Source organism: Scandinavium sp. (assembly GCF_051650185.1).
Classification (GTDB): Bacteria; Pseudomonadota; Gammaproteobacteria; order Enterobacterales; family Enterobacteriaceae; genus Scandinavium.
This window is the reverse complement of record NZ_JBOFIN010000122.1, coordinates 1-17,128: the sequence shown is the minus strand read 5'-3', so window position 1 is coordinate 17,128 and position 17,128 is coordinate 1. Positions and strand designations below refer to the sequence as shown.

General features: G+C 53.5%; 14 protein-coding genes. 2 read left to right on the top strand and 12 right to left on the bottom strand.

The window, feature by feature from the left end; genetic code table 11:
• Positions 1-174: 174 nt before the first annotated feature.
• Positions 175-1,512: an NCS2 family permease gene (locus ACRCWW_RS16000; RefSeq protein WP_438683278.1), complete on the bottom strand. Its 1,338-nt coding sequence runs from the start codon at positions 1,510-1,512 to the stop codon at positions 175-177.
• Between the two features lie 169 nt (positions 1,513-1,681).
• Between ACRCWW_RS16000 and yieH the strand changes: the two genes are divergently transcribed.
• Complete coding sequence (yieH, locus tag ACRCWW_RS15995; protein ID WP_438683277.1) at positions 1,682-2,347, top strand: 6-phosphogluconate phosphatase; 666 nt, start codon at positions 1,682-1,684, stop codon at positions 2,345-2,347.
• A 34-nt stretch (positions 2,348-2,381) separates the two neighbouring features.
• Here yieH and ACRCWW_RS15990 read toward each other — a convergent pair whose 3' ends face one another.
• From ACRCWW_RS15990 to pstS, 7 genes are all read right to left on the bottom strand, one after another.
• Positions 2,382-3,134 carry a GolD/DthD family dehydrogenase gene (locus tag ACRCWW_RS15990; protein WP_438683276.1) on the bottom strand — a complete coding sequence of 251 codons (753 nt, stop codon included), beginning with the start codon at positions 3,132-3,134 and terminating at the stop codon, positions 2,382-2,384.
• A complete protein-coding gene (locus tag ACRCWW_RS15985) occupies positions 3,131-4,387 on the bottom strand; it encodes an MFS transporter (RefSeq protein WP_438683275.1) in 1,257 nt (418 codons plus the stop codon). Before ACRCWW_RS15985 ends, ACRCWW_RS15990 begins: the two co-directional genes overlap by 4 nt.
• Positions 4,388-4,775: 388 nt before the next feature.
• Positions 4,776-5,501 (bottom strand): phosphate signaling complex protein PhoU, encoded by a 726-nt coding sequence (gene phoU / locus ACRCWW_RS15980; RefSeq protein ID WP_438683274.1) that lies wholly within the window; start codon positions 5,499-5,501, stop codon positions 4,776-4,778.
• Positions 5,502-5,513: 12 nt separating this feature from the next.
• Entirely contained in the window at positions 5,514-6,287 is a 774-nt protein-coding gene (gene pstB / locus ACRCWW_RS15975) for a phosphate ABC transporter ATP-binding protein PstB (protein ID WP_438683273.1), read from the bottom strand.
• Positions 6,288-6,335: 48 nt separating this feature from the next.
• A complete protein-coding gene (gene pstA / locus ACRCWW_RS15970; protein WP_438683272.1) occupies positions 6,336-7,226 on the bottom strand; it encodes a phosphate ABC transporter permease PstA in 891 nt (296 codons plus the stop codon).
• Positions 7,226-8,185, bottom strand: a complete 960-nt coding sequence (gene pstC, locus ACRCWW_RS15965) for a phosphate ABC transporter permease PstC (RefSeq protein ID WP_438683271.1) — start codon at positions 8,183-8,185, stop codon at positions 7,226-7,228. The genes pstA and pstC overlap by 1 nt, the downstream gene beginning before the upstream one ends.
• 124 nt (positions 8,186-8,309) lie before the next feature.
• On the bottom strand, positions 8,310-9,350 hold the full coding sequence (pstS, locus tag ACRCWW_RS15960; RefSeq protein ID WP_438683270.1) for a phosphate ABC transporter substrate-binding protein PstS: 1,041 nt from the start codon (positions 9,348-9,350) through the stop codon (positions 8,310-8,312).
• Positions 9,351-9,678: 328 nt separating this feature from the next.
• Here pstS and ACRCWW_RS15955 point away from each other — a divergent pair, with 328 nt between their 5' ends.
• Positions 9,679-11,232 (top strand): methyl-accepting chemotaxis protein, encoded by a 1,554-nt coding sequence (locus tag ACRCWW_RS15955; RefSeq protein ID WP_438683269.1) that lies wholly within the window; start codon positions 9,679-9,681, stop codon positions 11,230-11,232.
• 39 nt (positions 11,233-11,271) lie between these two features.
• On the opposite strand, the gene glmS is transcribed toward ACRCWW_RS15955, so the two are convergent.
• The 4 genes from glmS to atpD all read right to left on the bottom strand — a co-directional run bounded on the left by glmS (position 11,272) and on the right by atpD (position 17,054).
• Positions 11,272-13,101 (bottom strand): glutamine--fructose-6-phosphate transaminase (isomerizing), encoded by a 1,830-nt coding sequence (gene glmS / locus ACRCWW_RS15950; protein ID WP_438683268.1) that lies wholly within the window; start codon positions 13,099-13,101, stop codon positions 11,272-11,274.
• Positions 13,102-13,327: 226 nt separating this feature from the next.
• Entirely contained in the window at positions 13,328-14,698 is a 1,371-nt protein-coding gene (gene glmU / locus ACRCWW_RS15945; RefSeq protein WP_438683267.1) for a bifunctional UDP-N-acetylglucosamine diphosphorylase/glucosamine-1-phosphate N-acetyltransferase GlmU, read from the bottom strand.
• A gap of 533 nt (positions 14,699-15,231) precedes the next feature.
• Complete coding sequence (locus ACRCWW_RS15940; RefSeq protein WP_404659882.1) at positions 15,232-15,651, bottom strand: F0F1 ATP synthase subunit epsilon; 420 nt, start codon at positions 15,649-15,651, stop codon at positions 15,232-15,234.
• 20 nt (positions 15,652-15,671) lie between these two features.
• Positions 15,672-17,054, bottom strand: a complete 1,383-nt coding sequence (gene atpD / locus ACRCWW_RS15935) for a F0F1 ATP synthase subunit beta (RefSeq protein ID WP_330985552.1) — start codon at positions 17,052-17,054, stop codon at positions 15,672-15,674.
• Positions 17,055-17,128: the final 74 nt, after the last annotated feature.

Below are 17,128 nucleotides of genomic sequence, written 5' to 3'. Positions count from 1 at the left end.
ATGTGGAGAAGTGCAGTCCGGCGCGAATTATCTACGCCACAGATTTGAGAATCTAAGGTCAGGTACGGCGTCCGGACTGCAGGCAGAAAGAACTGGCCGGCTCTTTCTGCACGTGGGGGATAATACAAGGTCAGGTCAGCGAAGCGCCACCTGACACCACAAACCGCACCTTATTTAGTGTGCATCAATAAACACAATCTTCAGCACAAACAGCAGCGCCACGACGATCACACAAGGGCTGAGATCGCGGAAACGGCCGGTACCGATTTTCATCACGCAGTAAGAGATGAAGCCCAGCGCGATACCTTCGGTGATAGAGAAGCTGAACGGCATCATCACCGCGGTGATAAAGGCTGGTACTGCTTCTGTCAGATCATCCCACTTCACACGAGACAGGCTGGAAGTCATCAGCACGCCCACGTAGATCAGCGCGCCAGCGGCGGCATACGGCGGCACCATACCCGCAAGCGGCGACAGGAAAATCACCAGCAGGAACAGAATACCGACAACCACTGCCGTCAGGCCGGTGCGACCGCCAACGGACACGCCGGAAGAGGATTCGATGTACGCGGTAACAGAAGACGTCCCGATGAAAGAACCGGCGACGGAAGAGATACTGTCTACATACAGCGCCTGCTTCATGCGCGGGAACTTGCCTTTCTCGTCGGTCAGACCTGCTTTATCCGTGACGCCAATCAGGGTGCCGGAAGAGTCAAACAGGTTGACCAGCATGAAGGAGAAAATCACCCCAGCCAGGCCCAGATTGAAGGAGCCAGCGAGATCAACGTGACCAATGATGGAGGTGACATCCGGCGGCGTAGACACGATACCCGCATAGTGAACATCGCCCAGCATCCAGCCCAGCAGCGTGGTCACGACGATAGAGACCAGCACCGCAGCATGAATGTTACGGGAAGCCAGAATCGCAATGATAAAGAAGCCCAGCACACCCAGCAGTACGCTGTGGGAGGTCAGGTTACCGATAGCCACCAGCGTCTCTTTGTTGGCAACAATCACACCGGCATTCTTCAGGCCCATCATGCCGATGAACAGACCAATACCGCTGGTGATGCCGACGCGCAGGCTGACCGGAATGTTTGCAATCATCCAGTAACGCACACGGAAAATGGTCAGCAGCAGCAGGCCCACGGCGCCCCAGAAAATCGCGCCCATGCCCACTTGCCATGGCAGACCCATCGCCTGAACAACCACAAACGCGAAGAAGGCATTGAGGCCCATCGCAGGTGCCAGAGCAACCGGCAGGTTAGCAAACAGACCCATCATGATGCTGCCAAAAGCGGCGATCAGACAGGTGGTGACGAAGACGGCGCTGGTATCCATGCCAGCAACGCCCAGAATTTGCGGGTTCACAAAAACGATGTAAACCATCGTCAGGAAGGTGGTAAAACCGGCGATAACCTCGGTGCGTGCCGAAGTTCCATGCTCACGCAGTTTAAACACGCGCTCAAGCAGACCCTGACCCGACGTCTGGGTTGATTGTTGTTGGCTCATCTTCTGGTTCCAAACAAAGGAGGGGAAAATTCGTCGCTATCCTATACCAAAATGCGACAATAGGCAGGTGTAAGACACACTTTTTTTCATTGATTTTGCTTATACGGCAACGATTGCGTCGGGCAAAATAGATTACGTAAACGTTAAACTTGTTATGACAGGAAACGGCATGTCCAGTATTGAGGCGATTTTTTTCGACTGCGATGGCACCCTGGTCGACAGTGAAGTGATTTGTTCCCGGGCCTATGTTCACATGTTCCAGGAATTTGGCATCACCCTTGAGCTTGAGGAGATCTTCAGGCGTTTTAAAGGCGTGAAGCTGTACGAGATTATCGACACCATCAATGCTGAGTACGGTGTTGATTTGCCTAAAGACCGGCTTGAACCTGTCTATCGCGCAGAAGTGGCTCGTTTGTTTGATAGCGAACTGGAAGTGATTGCAGGCGCGAATGCTCTGCTCGATTCAGTCACTGTACCGATGTGCGTGGTCTCAAACGGCCCGGTCAGTAAGATGCAGCATTCGCTCGGTAAAACCGGTATGCTGCACCATTTCCCGGAAAAGCTGTTCAGCGGTTACGATATCCAGCGCTGGAAGCCCGATCCGGCGCTGATGTATCACGCAGCAAAAGCCATGGCCGTTGACCCGGTAAACTGCGTGCTGGTGGATGATTCCAGCGCCGGGGCAATGTCCGGCGTGGCTGCGGGAATGGAAGTGTTCTATTTCTGTGCCGATCCGCATAACCAGCCGATAGACCACCCGAAGGTGACGACGTTTACCCGGCTTGATGAGTTGCCAGCGCTGTGGAAAGCTCGCGGATGGCAGGTCACGCAGTAAAGATACAGCCCGGCATACCGCCGGGCTTCGTCATTTACACGATGGTATACCCACCGTCGATGATCAGGTTTTCACCGGTAATCATCGCGGCCTTATCACTTGCCAGATAAGCCACTGCCGCCGCAATTTCATCCGGCATGGCAAAACGTCCGGTTGGAATTTTAGCTTTCATTTCTGTGGCTCTTTCCCCCTGCCAATAGCGTTTACCCAATTCGGTTTCCACTACGGTTGGAGAAATAGTATTCACAGTAATGCCGTATTTTCCCCATTCCGCAGCCATCACTTTCGACGCAATCACCAGGCCGGCTTTACTGGTGCAGTAGGCTGCATGGTTTTCCAGGGCAATCACGCTGGCCTGCGAAGAGATGCTGATGATGCGCCCGCCCCCCCCGGCAATCATGTGATGCGCAGCCGCCTGTGCCAGGAAGTACGGGGCGGTAAGATTGACCAGCAGCGTCGCATCCCAGCTCGCTTTCTTCACCTCAGACGCCGCTTCCAGAATGCCAATTCCGGCGTTATTTACCAGCACATCGATGCCCCCGAATCGTTCCACAACCTGCGCCACCAGCGATGGGATGGCATCTATATCCGAGAGATCGGCGTAAATTCCAAACGCTTCCCCCGCCATCGTTTTTGCCTGCTCAACGACCTGCGGGTTTTTATCCACCATCACCACGGTTGCGCCAAATTCACACATCAGTTCGGTAATGGCGAGGCCAATTCCTGCCGACGCGCCGGTCACCACCACCACTTTTCCGTTAATGCCAAAAAATTCATTGATGTTCATTTTTCGTCCTTAAGAGAGAGTGAAACCGGCACAGGATCAGCGGGTTTCAGGTTTTGTTGAGGATCGCGAATAAACCAGGTCAGCACGCCGCCGAGGAAGTAGAGCGCGGAATAGCAAATCACCACGGTTTTACTATCAAAGGAGGCGCTGAATAGCAGGGCGGCAACCGCCGGGCCAATGAAATTGCCTATGCCGCCGCCCAGGTTTTGCACGGAGATCGCCGCACCTTTATGCTCCGGGGCCAGAGTAGGGAAAATAGCCCCCATCGGCACAAATGAGGTGAGGGTGAGAGCCAGCAGCAAGGCAAAGAAGATAGCCACCCCGAGATTGGCCGGGAAACAGAGCGGCATAAAATAAAACAGCAGCGTGGTCGCGGTGCAGCCAAAAAAGCCAACCCAGCGCATCTGGAACAACCAGCCAATGCGGTCGCCAATGATGCCCCACAGCACGTTGGTTACCGGCTGCACGAGGAAGAATATCCCCCAGATGCGTATCCACTGCTCAGAGGTAAAGCCCACGCCTTCCGAGGTGTAGTGAAGCGGCATAAAGATGGGGAAACCAAACAGGGCGAGGTTGCACAAAATACGGATCACCAGTGCCAGGAACATGCTTCGGTCCTGAAAAATCAGCGTCACGCCGCGGCTGATTTCCAGCAGCTTCTCCACCATCGGAATGGCCGCCTTATTTTGCGAAGGCCGCTCTTTAAGCGTTAACAGGGCCACCAGGCCGCCAACAATCACCCAGACCAGCGACATCCACAGCGTCGCAATAAAGCCAATCCAGGGAATGGTGACGCTGGAGAGGAATGAAGCAACGATGCCATAGCCAATGGTAAACATCGACCATATCCAGCCCGTTGCGGACGCCAGACGGTGTGAAGGCGTGCGCTGGACCACCAGCACGTAAAAAGCATAAAAGAACAGAGGGTAGGCAAAGCCGCGCAGCCCATAAAACAGCAAAATTAGCGGGTAGCTTTTGCTCACCAGCCCAAACTGAATGAACAGCACGTGAAATACCGCCCACCAAATCACACCAAGGGCCATAATTTTTTTCGGACCGTATATTTCACTGATGCCACCGGACAACCAGCTGGCAATTGCCGCCGTGACGGCATACACCGTAAATACCATGGCGCTTTGCGAAACATCGAAACCGATATCAATAATGTATTTAGAGAGAAAGGCTAATTCGACACCGTCGCCGGTCATAAAAATAGCGATGGCGATATAGCCCCAGAAAAGTTTAACCGGCATTCCAAAAACCACTCTGGAGAGGCCGGGAGGTGATTCTGCAACGGTTGATGAGGATAGGGTCATTTTCGTGGATCCTTAATCGTAAAGTTTACTCAGGAGGAACAACGCCCGTGCAGTATAAAAAACAGACAGCCAGAAACCTTTCCTGGGTGGTCATGAAAGATTAAAGAATGGCAACGAAAGGAGATTAACCGAGGAAATGTTCACAAATTAAAATAAAAAGAGATTGATTAGCCCGTTAATATTTATCAAAGATATTTATCGCTCACTCAATAATAGTTAGCAACGCTATTAAGAGCAGGTTTATTATTAATTCTTTGCGTTATGACATCCAATAAAAAAGGCCGCAGACGCGGCCCTTAATAATGAAAAATCAGAGTGTTGATGATTACTCTTTCGGATCGTTACCCGCCAGCAGCTTATCCAGCTCATCGCCGCCAACGTGACGGAAATCCTGCCCTTTCACGAAGTAGAAGATGTATTCGCAGATGTTCTGGCAGCGGTCGCCGATGCGCTCGATAGAGCGGGCGCAGAACAGCGCAGTCAGAACGCTTGGAATGGTGCGGGAGTCTTCCATCATGTAGGTCATCAGCTGACGCACGATGCCTTCGTACTCCTGGTCCACTTTCTTGTCTTCGCGATAAATACGTACCGCTTCGTCAAGATCCATACGCGCAAATGCATCCAGCACGTCATGCAGCATCTGCACCGTGTGGCGGCCCAGTGATTCCAGGCTAACCAGTAACGGCTGGTGCTGCTGGGAGAATTTCTCCAGCGCGGTGCGGCAGATTTTGTCCGCAACGTCACCAATGCGTTCCAGCTCAGCGATGGTTTTGATGATAGCCATCACCAGACGCAGATCGCTCGCGGTCGGCTGACGTTTAGCGATGATGCGCACGCAGGCTTCATCAATCGCCACTTCCATCATGTTGACCTGCTTATCGCCGTCGATGACGCGCTTCGCCAGCTCCTGATCCTGGTTATGCATGGCGGTGATCGCATCAGAAAGCTGCTGCTCCACCAGGCCGCCCATGGTCATCACCTGAGTGCGGATGTGCTCCAGCTCTGCGTTGAACTGGCCGGAAATGTGTTTGTTGAGGTTAAGATTATCCATGGTTAACTCCGATCAACCGTAGCGGCCAGTAATGTAGTCTTCAGTTTGTTTCTTCGCAGGCCTGGTGAACAGCGAATCGGTATCGCTAAATTCAATCAGTTCGCCGAGATACATAAACGCGGTATGGTCGGAGCAACGCGCCGCCTGCTGCATGTTGTGGGTCACGATAACCACGGTGTAATCCTGTTTAAGCTCAGTGATAAGCTCTTCAATACGGCCCGTGGAAATCGGGTCCAGCGCTGAACAGGGCTCATCCAGCAGCAAGACTTCCGGGCGAATCGCAATCCCGCGCGCGATGCACAGACGCTGCTGCTGACCACCAGAGAGAGAATACCCGCTCTGGTGCAGCTTATCTTTGGTTTCGTTCCATAATGCGGCCTTGGTCAACGCCCACTGCACGCGTTCGTCCATATCAGCACGGGACAGTTTTTCAAACAGACGCACGCCAAAAGCGATGTTGTCGTAAATCGACATCGGGAACGGCGTCGGCTTCTGGAACACCATCCCGACTTTGGCACGCAGCAGGGCGATATCCTGGGTGTTAGTCAGAATGTTGTCGCCATCCAGCAGAATTTCACCTTCAGCACGCTGATCCGGGTACAGCTCAAACATTTTGTTGAACGTACGCAGCAGCGTGGATTTTCCACAACCCGACGGACCGATAAACGCCGTCACCTGGTTCTTAGCGATATCCAGGTTGATGTTCTTCAGGGCATGGAACTTGCCGTAGTAGAAGTTCAAATCGCGAACTGAAAGCTTACCCGGGGTCGTCTCAACCATACTCATCTCAATCTCTTCCTCATTCAGCGCCGCGTTTCGCCACGCTGTAAAAAATTAACCGTGTTTCTGCTTCGCGAAAATGACGCGCGCCAGAATGTTCAGCAACAGTACGCACAGGGTAATGATCAGCACCCCGGCCCAGGCCAGCTGTTGCCATTCGGCAAACGGGCTCATGGCAAATTTGAAAATGGTCACCGGCAGGTTGGCAATCGGCTGCATCATGTCGGTGCTCCAGAACTGGTTGGAGAGCGCGGTAAACAGCAGCGGAGCCGTTTCACCGGCGATACGCGCCACGGCCAGCAGCACACCGGTCATGATCCCGGAAATGGACGCTTTCAGCGTGATGGCAGAAATCATCTTCCACTTCGGTGTACCCAATGCATATGCCGCTTCGCGCAGGTTGTCCGGCACCAGCTTCAGCATGTTTTCAGTAGTACGGATAACAATCGGTACCTGCAACAGCGCCAGCGCAATAACGCCCGCCCAGCCGGAGAAGTGCTGCATCTGAGCAACAACAATGGTGTAAACAAACAGGCCAACCACGATAGATGGCGCAGAAAGCAGGATATCGTTGATGAAACGAATCACCTCCGCGACCCAGGATTTACGGCCGTATTCCGCCAGATAAATCCCCGCCATGATACCGAGAGGTGTACCAATCACGGTCGACCAGAGGATCAGCAGGCCGCTACCGGCCAGGGCATTCGCCAGACCGCCGCCCGCTGTATTTGGCGGTGGAGTCATCTCGGTAAACAGAGCAATCGACATGCCGTCGATGCCGCGAGTTATCGTCGAGAACAAAATCCACACCAGCCAGAACAGGCCGAACGCCATGGTCGCCATCGACAGCGTCAGGGCGATGCGGTTTTTCGTGCGACGACGTGCCTGCATTTTGCGGCGGGATTCGATCAGCTCAGGAGTGGTTTGCATTTCAAGCGTAGCCATTAGCGTGCCCCCTCGTTTTTCGCGAGGCGTTTAATCATCAGCTTGGAGATAGCCAGAACGATAAAGGTGATCACAAACAGGATCAGACCCAGTTCCATCAGCGCGGCTACGTGCAGGCCCGATTCTGCTTCCGCAAATTCGTTAGCCAGCGCGGAGGTAATACTGTTCCCCGGCATATACAGAGAAGCGCTATCGAGCTGGTAGGTGTTACCGATGATAAAGGTCACCGCCATGGTTTCACCCAGCGCACGACCCAGGCCCAGCATGACACCGCCAATCACCCCATTTTTGGTGAACGGCAGAACGATACGCCAGATAACTTCCCAGGTGGTGCAGCCGATGCCGTAGGCCGACTCTTTCATCATCACCGGGGTTTGTTCGAACACGTCGCGCATGACCGCAGCGATGTAAGGAATAATCATGATGGCGAGGATCACGCCTGCCGCCAGCAGACCGATACCAAACGCCGGGCCGGAGAAAAGGGCTCCGACAAACGGAATAGCGGAGAGCACGTTGCCCACCGGTTCCTGGAAGTAAGTCGCAAATAACGGCGCGAAAATAAACAGCCCCCACATCCCGTACACGATACTCGGGATAGCGGCCAGCAGTTCAATCGCAATACCCAGCGGACGCTTCAGCCAGTTCGGCGCCAGCTCCGTCAGGAACAGGGCAATACCAAAACTGACGGGGACCGCAATCAGCAGGGCAATAACGGAGGTGACGAGCGTGCCATAAATCGGGACAAGGGCACCGTAGATGTCATTCGGCGCATCCCACTCTTTGGTCCAGAGGAAGGAAAAACCAAACTTCTGAATGCTCGGCCAGGAGGAGAAAATCAGGGAAACGATGATGCCACCCAGCATCAATAGCACAATCAGCGCAGCCAGTTTTACCAGCGCGCCGAAAATGAGGTCACCCTTTTTACCCGGTGGGTTAAATGCAGGCTTGGTTGCAGCCATAAATTACTCTTTCCGTTAAGACGTTTACGAAATTGCCCGGCGGCGCTTACGCTTACCGGGCCTACGGTGTTTGCCGTAGGGCGGGTTAGCTTGCGCCACCCGCCATTTTCGTCAGAATGCTAAATCAATACAACGCTTTACCGCTGCTGTCTTTCACGCTGGTCTTCCATGCAGCACGAACCTGCTCAACCACGCTGTCTGGCAGTGAAGCGTAATCCAGTGCGTTCGCTTCTTTGGCGCCGTTTTTATAGGCCCAGTCGAAGAACTTCAGCACTTCGGTACCCTGCTCAGGTTTAGCCTGCTCTTTGTGTACCAGGATGAAGGTGGTGGACGTGATTGGCCATACGTCATCGCCTTTCTGGTTAGTCAGGTCCTGAGCGAAAGATTTGCTCCAGTCCGCGCCTTTCGCCGCGTTAGCGAAGCTTTCTTCCGTTGGGCTAACAGATTTGCCGTCCGCAGAAACCAGCCTGGTGTAAGCCAGGTTGTTCTGCTTAGCGTAAGCATATTCAACATAACCGATGGAGCCCGGCAGACGCTGAACGAAGGCCGCGATGCCGTCGTTACCTTTACCGCCCAGACCCGTCGGCCAGTTCACCGTAGAGCCCGCGCCGATTTTGGATTTCCACTCGTCGTTGACTTTAGAAAGGTAGCTGGTGAATACGAAGGAAGTACCGGAACCATCAGCACGACGCACAACGGCGATGTTCTGAGAAGGCAGTTTCTTGCCAGGGTTCAGCTTAGCAATCGCTTCGTCGTCCCACTTCTTGATTTTGCCCAGATAGATATCACCCAGGGTTTTACCGTCCAGCACCAGCTCACCGGATTTGAAGCCCGGCAGGTTAACCGCCAGCACGACACCGCCGATCACGGTAGGGAACTGGAACAGACCTTCCTGAACCAGCTTGTCGTCAGACAGCGGGGCATCAGAAGCACCGAAATCCACAGTTTTAGCGGTAATCTGCTTAACACCGCCGGAGGAGCCGATACCCTGATAGTTGACCTTGTTACCGGTCTCTTTCTGGTAGGTATCTGCCCATTTGGCATACACCGGCGCCGGGAAGGTTGCACCAGCGCCAGTCAGGCTTGCCGCTGCGAATGCAGAGAAAGCGCTCATCGATAAGGTCGCGGCGACAACAGTTGCGACAGTGGTACGCATAACTTTCATAATGTCTCCTGCAGGATTTCGTAAATCGTTGTTTAAGTGGCTACGTTGAGCAAAATAGGACAAACAGGTGACAGTTAAATGTACGAATTATGACAGTTTTATGACATGGAAAGTTTAGGTTAAATAAAATCAAAATAACCAATAAATATCATTATCTTATAAAACATTATGACGCTAAGTTTTCAGTAAAATTTTCTTTTTATGACACTGCAAACGTTAGCTGAAAATGACAGTTTGTCATCTTTATGATGGCGAAAAAATCGGCTTTAGTTTCTGGTGAAACCTCCGATGTTGTTAGTAAAACCACAACATTTAAGGGAAGAAACTCGTGCTAAAAAACATTCGCGTCGTGACTGGGATCGTTATTGTTCTGACTCTGTTCTGCACCCTGCAGCTCGTCACAGGCGGCCTTTTCTATTCTGCCGTTAATGATGACAGACAAAATTTCCAGAAATCTGACATCCTCAACTCCCAGCTGGAAAACCTGAGCGACAGCGTCAGCACGCTGATTAAAACCCGGGTCACGGTCACACGCGTCGCCATTCGTTTTCTGAAAGACCAGCGCGACCCCGATTCCCTGCGCGCCATTGATGAATTACTCAAAAGCGCCTCCACTTCTCTGGCGACAGCCGAGACCATGTTCAGCCGGTACAAAAGCCTGCCGCTGGTCGAGGGGCAAAAACAGCCGCTCGCCGCCGATATGGAAAAAACCTATCGTCAAATGGCAGACCTGTTAAAACTCTCCATCACTTATCTGCAGCAAAACAACTATGCGGCTTATGGCAATCTGGATGCGCAGCAGGCGCAGGATGCCATTGAAGCGAGCTACCATCACTGGCGAACGGAAAATACTTCACTGCTGCATGCCGCCACGGAGCTGAACCTCAAAGCCTTTAGCCAGATGCAGTGGACGCTGGCGGCTATTTTCCTGACCGTACTGGCGACGCTCGCCTTCGTCTGGGCAGGCTTACGCAATCTGCTGCTTAAACCATTAAAAGCGGTGGTGGAACACATTCGCATCATCGCCAGCGGTGACCTCTCCCATCAAAACACGGCCCAGGGCTGCCTCGAGATTACTCATCTGGTGGAAAACCTGAATCATATGCAGCAATCGCTCACCCAAACGGTCACCACCGTGCGTAATGGTTCAGACACTATCTATATTGGTGCCAGCGAAATCGCTTCGGGGAATAACAACCTGTCGTCCCGCACTGAAGAACAAGCCGCCTCGCTGGAACAAACCGCAGCCAGCATGGAGCAGCTCACTGCGACCGTGAAGCAAAACACAGATAATGCCCGCCAGGCCGCTCAGCTTGCAGGAAATGCTTCAGAAACAGCCGCGCTTGGTGGGCAGGCGGTCGATAACGTCGTAGGCACCATGCAGAAAATTGCCGAAAGCTCTCAGCAAATCGCACACATCACCAGCGTTATCGACGGCATTGCCTTCCAGACCAATATTCTGGCGCTGAATGCCGCCGTTGAAGCGGCACGAGCAGGCGAACAGGGGCGTGGGTTTGCAGTTGTCGCGGGTGAAGTTCGCACGCTGGCAAGCCGCAGCGCACATGCTGCAAAAGAGATTAAAGGATTAATTGAAACGTCCGTCAGCCAGGTCAGCACGGGCTCGCAGCAGGTGTCTGATGCCGGTGAAACCATGAAAGAGATTGTCAGCGCCGTTTCGCGGGTCACGGACATCATGGGTGAAATTACGACGGCGTCGGAAGAACAAAGCCGCGGGATCGAACAGGTTAGCCTTGCGGTGACGCAGATGGAAAGCGTGACGCAGCAAAACGCCCAGCTGGTGGAGCAGTCGGCAACCGCTTCAGCTTCTCTGGAGGAACAGGCAGAACAGCTGCGGCTGGCAGTCGCTACCTTCCGTATCTAAGAAGAGACTGGGCTCTGCACAATGCAGAGCCCATGAGGATTACTCGACGGTAACCGATTTTGCCAGGTTGCGCGGCTGGTCTACGTCAGTGCCTTTAATCAGCGCGACGTGATAGGCCAGCAATTGCAGCGGCACAGTGTAGAAGATTGGGGCGATAACTTCCTCAACGTGCGGCATCTCGATGATGTGCATGTTGTCGCTGCTGGTAAAACCGGCATCCTGATCGGCGAAGACATACAGCACGCCGCCACGGGCGCGGACTTCTTCAATGTTGGATTTCAGCTTTTCTAACAGCTCGTTATTCGGCGCCACCACAATCACCGGCATGTCGGCATCAATCAACGCCAGTGGGCCATGCTTGAGCTCACCTGCGGCATAGGCTTCCGCGTGGATATAGGAGATCTCTTTGAGCTTCAGCGCGCCTTCAAGGGCAATCGGGTACTGATCGCCACGACCAAGGAACAGCGCGTGATGCTTATCGGAGAAATCTTCTGCCAGTGCTTCAATGCGTTTATCCTGCGAGAGCATCTGCTCGATACGGCTTGGCAGGGCCTGCAGGCCATGCACGATGTCCTGCTCAATCGACGCATCCTGACCTTTCAGGTTGGCCAGTTTCGCCACCAGCATCAGCAACACGGTTAATTGTGTGGTGAACGCTTTGGTTGAGGCAACGCCGATTTCAGTGCCTGCTTTGGTCATCAGAGCCAGATCGGATTCACGCACCAGCGAGGAGCCTGGCACGTTGCAAATCGCCAGCGAGCCGAGATAACCGAGCTCTTTAGACAGACGCAGAGCCGCCAGGGTATCTGCCGTTTCGCCAGACTGTGAAAGGGTGATCATCAGGCTGTTGCGACGCACGGCAGATTTGCGGTAGCGGAATTCTGATGCGATTTCGACATCGCATGGCACGCCCGCCAGGGATTCGAACCAGTAACGGGAAACCATCCCTGAGTTGTAGGACGTCCCGCAGGCAACAATCTGAATATGCTCCACTTTCGAAAGCAGATCGTTGGCCTGAGCGCCTAACTCACTGAGATCAATCTGGCCGTTGCTGATGCGCCCGGTCAGGGTATTTTTGATCGCATTCGGCTGTTCGTAGATCTCTTTCTGCATGTAGTGACGGTAGATGCCTTTGTCACCCGCGTCGTACTGAAGATTAGATTCGATGTCCGGGCGCTTGACCTGTTCGCCGGATTTGGCAAACACGGTCACGCTGCGGCGGGTCACTTCCGCGATATCGCCTTCTTCGAGGAAGATAAAGCGACGCGTGACAGGCAACAAAGCCAGCTGATCGGAGGCGATAAAGTTCTCACCCATCCCTAAACCAATCACCAGCGGGCTGCCTGAACGAGCGGCCAGCAGGGTATCCGGATGGCGGGCGTCCATCACTACGGTTCCGTAAGCGCCACGCAGCTGCGGGATCGCACGCAGCACGGCTTCACGCAATGTTACGCCCTGCTCCAGCTCCCAGTGAACCAGGTGAGCAATCACTTCGGTATCAGTTTCGGAGGCGAACACGTAGCCACGGGACTGCAGCAGTTCACGCAGCGGTTCGTGGTTTTCGATGATGCCGTTATGCACCACAACAATGTGGTCAGAAACATGAGGATGGGCGTTGCCTTCTGACGGCTCGCCATGGGTTGCCCAGCGCGTGTGCGCGATACCAGTGCCGCCGTGGAGAGGCTGTTCCTCTGCCGCGGCGGACAGCATTTGTACTTTACCGAGGCGACGCAGACGGGTCATGTGCCCTTCGTTGTCGACCACTGCCAGACCGGCAGAGTCATAACCACGGTATTCCAGACGACGAAGCCCTTCGAGAAGGATTTCAGCAATATCACGCTGCGCGACTGCGCCAACAATTCCACACATAGTTAGATTTCCTGAATTGGCATAATGCCATGCGTTGTCGCTGACCTGTGTTTTCCGGTTTTTTCCGGAGCCCCGAGCCTTGTAGAGAGTGGGGTTATTTTTATCGGTGGTGCCTTGCGGGCGGAGGATTATGTTATCCCCTCACCCTGTTTGCCTGATGGCGGCTACGCCTTATCAGGCCTACAAATCTGTAGGGCGGGTCAGCGAAGCGCCACCCGCCACTTTTTTACTTCTTCTTCACCGGACGCTGCCAGCCCTGTTTATGGACCTGCGGCACACGGCTTAAAACCAGTTCATTATCAGCAACGTTGCGTGTCACCGTCGTGCCCGCGGCAATGGTAACGCCTTTGCCGATAGTGACCGGCGCCACCAGCTGTGAATCCGAGCCAACAAACACATCATCGCCGATGATGGTTTTGAATTTGTTCGCGCCATCGTAGTTACAGGTGATAGTGCCTGCGCCGATATTCACGTTATCGCCAATTTCAGCATCACCGAGATAGCTCAGATGGCCCGCCTTCGAGCCTTTGCCCAGGCGCGCTTTTTTCATCTCAACGAAGTTACCGACGTGCGCACCTTCAAGCAGTTCAGCGCCCGGGCGCAGGCGTGCAAACGGTCCAATCGTACAGGCTGCTTCGAGATGAGCATCTTCCACTACGGAATACGGGCTGATTTCGCAGTCATCGCCAATCACGCTGTTTTTAATCACACAGCCAGTGCCAATTTTCACGCGATGGCCAAGCGTGACGTTGCCTTCCACGATAACGTTAGTATCAATTTCGACATCACGCCCGTGTGTCAGGCTGCCACGCAGATCAAAACGAGCCGGATCGCGCAGCATTACGCCCGTCAGCAGCAGTTTGTCGGCTTGCTCGCTCTGATACACACGCTCCAGACGGGAGAGTTGAAGACGGTTGTTTACGCCTTCAACTTCACTCAGACGATCCGGATGAACGGCGGCAATTTCACGCCCTTCCTGGTACGCCATCGCGATGATGTCTGTAATATAGAATTCGCCCTGCGCGTTGTTATTGTCCAGCTTGCCGAGCCAGCGCTTCAGATCTGCACCGCCTGCGATAAGGATACCGGTATTGATTTCCTGAATCTGACGCTGTTCGTCAGTCGCATCTTTATGCTCAACGATGCCCGTCACTTTGCCGTTTTCACGGGTGATGCGGCCATAGCCGGTAGGATCATCCAGTTTGACGGTCAGCAGACCGATACCGCCCTGCGGTTTAGCTGCACGCAGACGTTCGAGCGTTTCAACGGAGATCAGCGGTACGTCGCCGTACAGCATCATGATGTCTTCATCGTCGGCAAAGAATGGAGCGGCCTGCTGCATAGCATGGCCCGTACCGAGCTGTTCAGCCTGGAGGACCCAATTCAGATTGCCTTCTGTCAGGGTCTGCTTCAGTAAATCGCCGCCGTGACCATAAACCAGGTGCACATGCGAAGCGCCTAAATCATCAGCTGCATCAATAACATGTTGCACCATCGGCTTGCCTGCCAACGTGTGCAGCACTTTTGGGAGATCGGAATACATGCGAGTACCTTTGCCAGCGGCAAGGATTACTACGCTCATCGCACTGTTTGACATACGCATCCTGACAGTAGTTTGAGTGGGAAGTTAAAACCTTTCGCATTGAAATTTCTACATATTTTTCATCATGAAACGGAATGCAGAGAAAACCGTCAATACGAAAGTGAAACACGAATTTATTGCACTATTTTCGGTCATCGTAGCGCCCTTTGTCTCGAAAAAAAGACCCATAATCCGAAGTTTAGTCCCTATGTCTCTGCTTTCGTTGTTCTTTCGAAGCCTGAATCAAGCCATTGAAGGGATGCCAGAAAACAAAAAGGCCGCCTTTCGGCGACCTTCTCTTATTCTTTTGCTGGGCAATACAGAGACTTAGAAGCTCAGGTTGCTGAACAGCGCGATGATTTTATGAAAGCGTTTCATTGTTATTCCTGCATAGCACAATTGATTTGTGATTTAGCTCACAAAAAAGAGTCTACGCCGGGTTTTCGTACAGATCAACATCAATGTGACATAACTCACACTTAATGGTTACATTCCATAAAAAAAGCCAGCCTGGAAACCAGACTGGCCTTTGTGCTTTCAAGCCGGTGTTACATCGCTTTTTTGGTCAACTCGATAACGCGCAGTTTGGCGATCGCTTTGGCCAGTTCCGCAGACGCCTGAGCGTAATCCACGTCGCCGTGTGAGCTCTTGATGTGCTCTTCCGCTTTACGTTTCGCTTCCAGGGCTCGCGCTTCGTCGAGATCCTGACCGCGAATCGCGGTATCAGCCAGTACGGTGACCGTACCTGGCTGCACTTCAAGAACGCCGCCGGACAGGTAGATAAACTCTTCGTGTCCGTGCTGCTTCACGATGCGAATCATACCAGGCTTAATGGCGGTGAGCAGCGGGGCGTGACCCGGGTAAATCCCCAGTTCACCTTCACTACCCGTTACCTGAATTTTCTCGACCAGACCAGAGAACATCTGTTGCTCTGCGCTGACGACATCCAGGTGGTAAGTCATTGCCATATCACCCTCCGATTAAGGCGTTAAAGTTTTTTGGCTTTCTCAACAGCTTCGTCGATGGTGCCAACCATATAGAACGCCTGCTCCGGCAGGTGGTCGTATTCGCCGTCCATGATGCCTTTAAAGCCACGGATGGTGTCTTTCAGCGATACGAATTTACCTGGGGAACCGGTAAAGACTTCTGCTACGAAGAATGGCTGGGACAGGAAGCGCTGAATTTTACGCGCACGTGCTACCACCAGTTTGTCTTCTTCGGAGAGTTCGTCCATACCCAGGATCGCGATGATGTCTTTCAGTTCCTGGTAACGCTGCAGGATGGACTGAACGCCACGCGCGGTGTCGTAGTGCTCCTGACCCACAACCAGTGGATCCAGCTGACGGCTGGTGGAATCCAGCGGGTCAACGGCCGGGTAGATACCCAGAGACGCGATCTGACGGCTCAGTACCACGGTTGCATCCAGGTGAGCAAAGGTGGTGGCTGGGGATGGGTCAGTCAAGTCATCCGCTGGTACGTATACCGCCTGAACGGAGGTGATAGAACCGGTTTTGGTGGAGGTGATACGTTCCTGCAGAACACCCATCTCTTCCGCCAGGGTCGGCTGGTAACCTACCGCTGAAGGCATACGACCCAGCAGTGCAGATACTTCAGTACCGGCCAGGGTATAACGGTAGATGTTGTCGACGAACAGCAGTACGTCACGACCTTCATCACGGAATTTCTCAGCCATGGTCAGACCGGTCAGCGCAACGCGCAGACGGTTTCCTGGTGGCTCGTTCATCTGGCCGTATACCAGGGATACTTTATCCAGAACGTTGGAGTCGGTCATTTCGTGGTAGAAGTCGTTACCCTCACGAGTACGCTCACCTACGCCCGCAAACACGGAGTAACCGGAGTGCTCGATCGCGATGTTACGGATCAGCTCCATCATGTTTACGGTTTTACCTACACCCGCACCACCGAACAGACCGACTTTACCACCCTTAGCGAACGGGCAAATCAGGTCCATTACTTTGATACCGGTTTCCAGCAGTTCCTGAGAACTTGAGAGCTCTTCGTAGGAAGGTGCCGCGCGGTGGATAGCCCAACGCTCTTCTTCACCGATGTCGCCTTTCATGTCGATAGGCTGGCCCAGAACGTTCATGATACGACCGAGCGTTGCTTTACCTACCGGGACTTCGATCGGGTGAGCGAGGTCTTTCACTTCCAGACCACGACGCAGACCGTCGGAAGAACCCATTGCGATGGTACGCACGATACCACCACCGAGCTGCTGCTGAACTTCCAGCACCAGGCTCTCGTTACCATTTTGTACCTCAAGCGCATCATATACGCGTGGTACAGCGTCCTGAGGGAACTCGACGTCCACCACGGCGCCGATTACCTGGACAATCTTTCCAGTAGCCATCTTGAATCCTCTACGTAATTCGTAAACCTGGTTAAACCGCGGCGGCCCCCGAGACGATCTCGGTGAGTTCCTGA

Excerpts from the sequence above, each read along its gene's own strand:
- ACRCWW_RS16000 (WP_438683278.1), bottom strand. The coding sequence starts at position 1,512 with ATGAGCCAACAACAATCAACCCAGACGTCGGGTCAGGGTCTGCTTGAG.
- yieH (WP_438683277.1), top strand. The coding sequence starts at position 1,682 with ATGTCCAGTATTGAGGCGATTTTTTTCGACTGCGATGGCACCCTGGTC.
- ACRCWW_RS15990 (WP_438683276.1), bottom strand. The coding sequence starts at position 3,134 with ATGAACATCAATGAATTTTTTGGCATTAACGGAAAAGTGGTGGTGGTG.
- ACRCWW_RS15985 (WP_438683275.1), bottom strand. The coding sequence starts at position 4,387 with ATGCCGGTTAAACTTTTCTGGGGCTATATCGCCATCGCTATTTTTATG.
- phoU (WP_438683274.1), bottom strand. The coding sequence starts at position 5,501 with ATGGATAATCTTAACCTCAACAAACACATTTCCGGCCAGTTCAACGCA.
- pstB (WP_438683273.1), bottom strand. The coding sequence starts at position 6,287 with ATGAGTATGGTTGAGACGACCCCGGGTAAGCTTTCAGTTCGCGATTTG.
- pstA (WP_438683272.1), bottom strand. The coding sequence starts at position 7,226 with ATGGCTACGCTTGAAATGCAAACCACTCCTGAGCTGATCGAATCCCGC.
- pstC (WP_438683271.1), bottom strand. The coding sequence starts at position 8,185 with ATGGCTGCAACCAAGCCTGCATTTAACCCACCGGGTAAAAAGGGTGAC.
- pstS (WP_438683270.1), bottom strand. The coding sequence starts at position 9,350 with ATGAAAGTTATGCGTACCACTGTCGCAACTGTTGTCGCCGCGACCTTA.
- glmS (WP_438683268.1), bottom strand. The coding sequence starts at position 13,101 with ATGTGTGGAATTGTTGGCGCAGTCGCGCAGCGTGATATTGCTGAAATC.
- glmU (WP_438683267.1), bottom strand. The coding sequence starts at position 14,698 with ATGTCAAACAGTGCGATGAGCGTAGTAATCCTTGCCGCTGGCAAAGGT.
- ACRCWW_RS15940 (WP_404659882.1), bottom strand. The coding sequence starts at position 15,651 with ATGGCAATGACTTACCACCTGGATGTCGTCAGCGCAGAGCAACAGATG.
- atpD (WP_330985552.1), bottom strand. The coding sequence starts at position 17,054 with ATGGCTACTGGAAAGATTGTCCAGGTAATCGGCGCCGTGGTGGACGTC.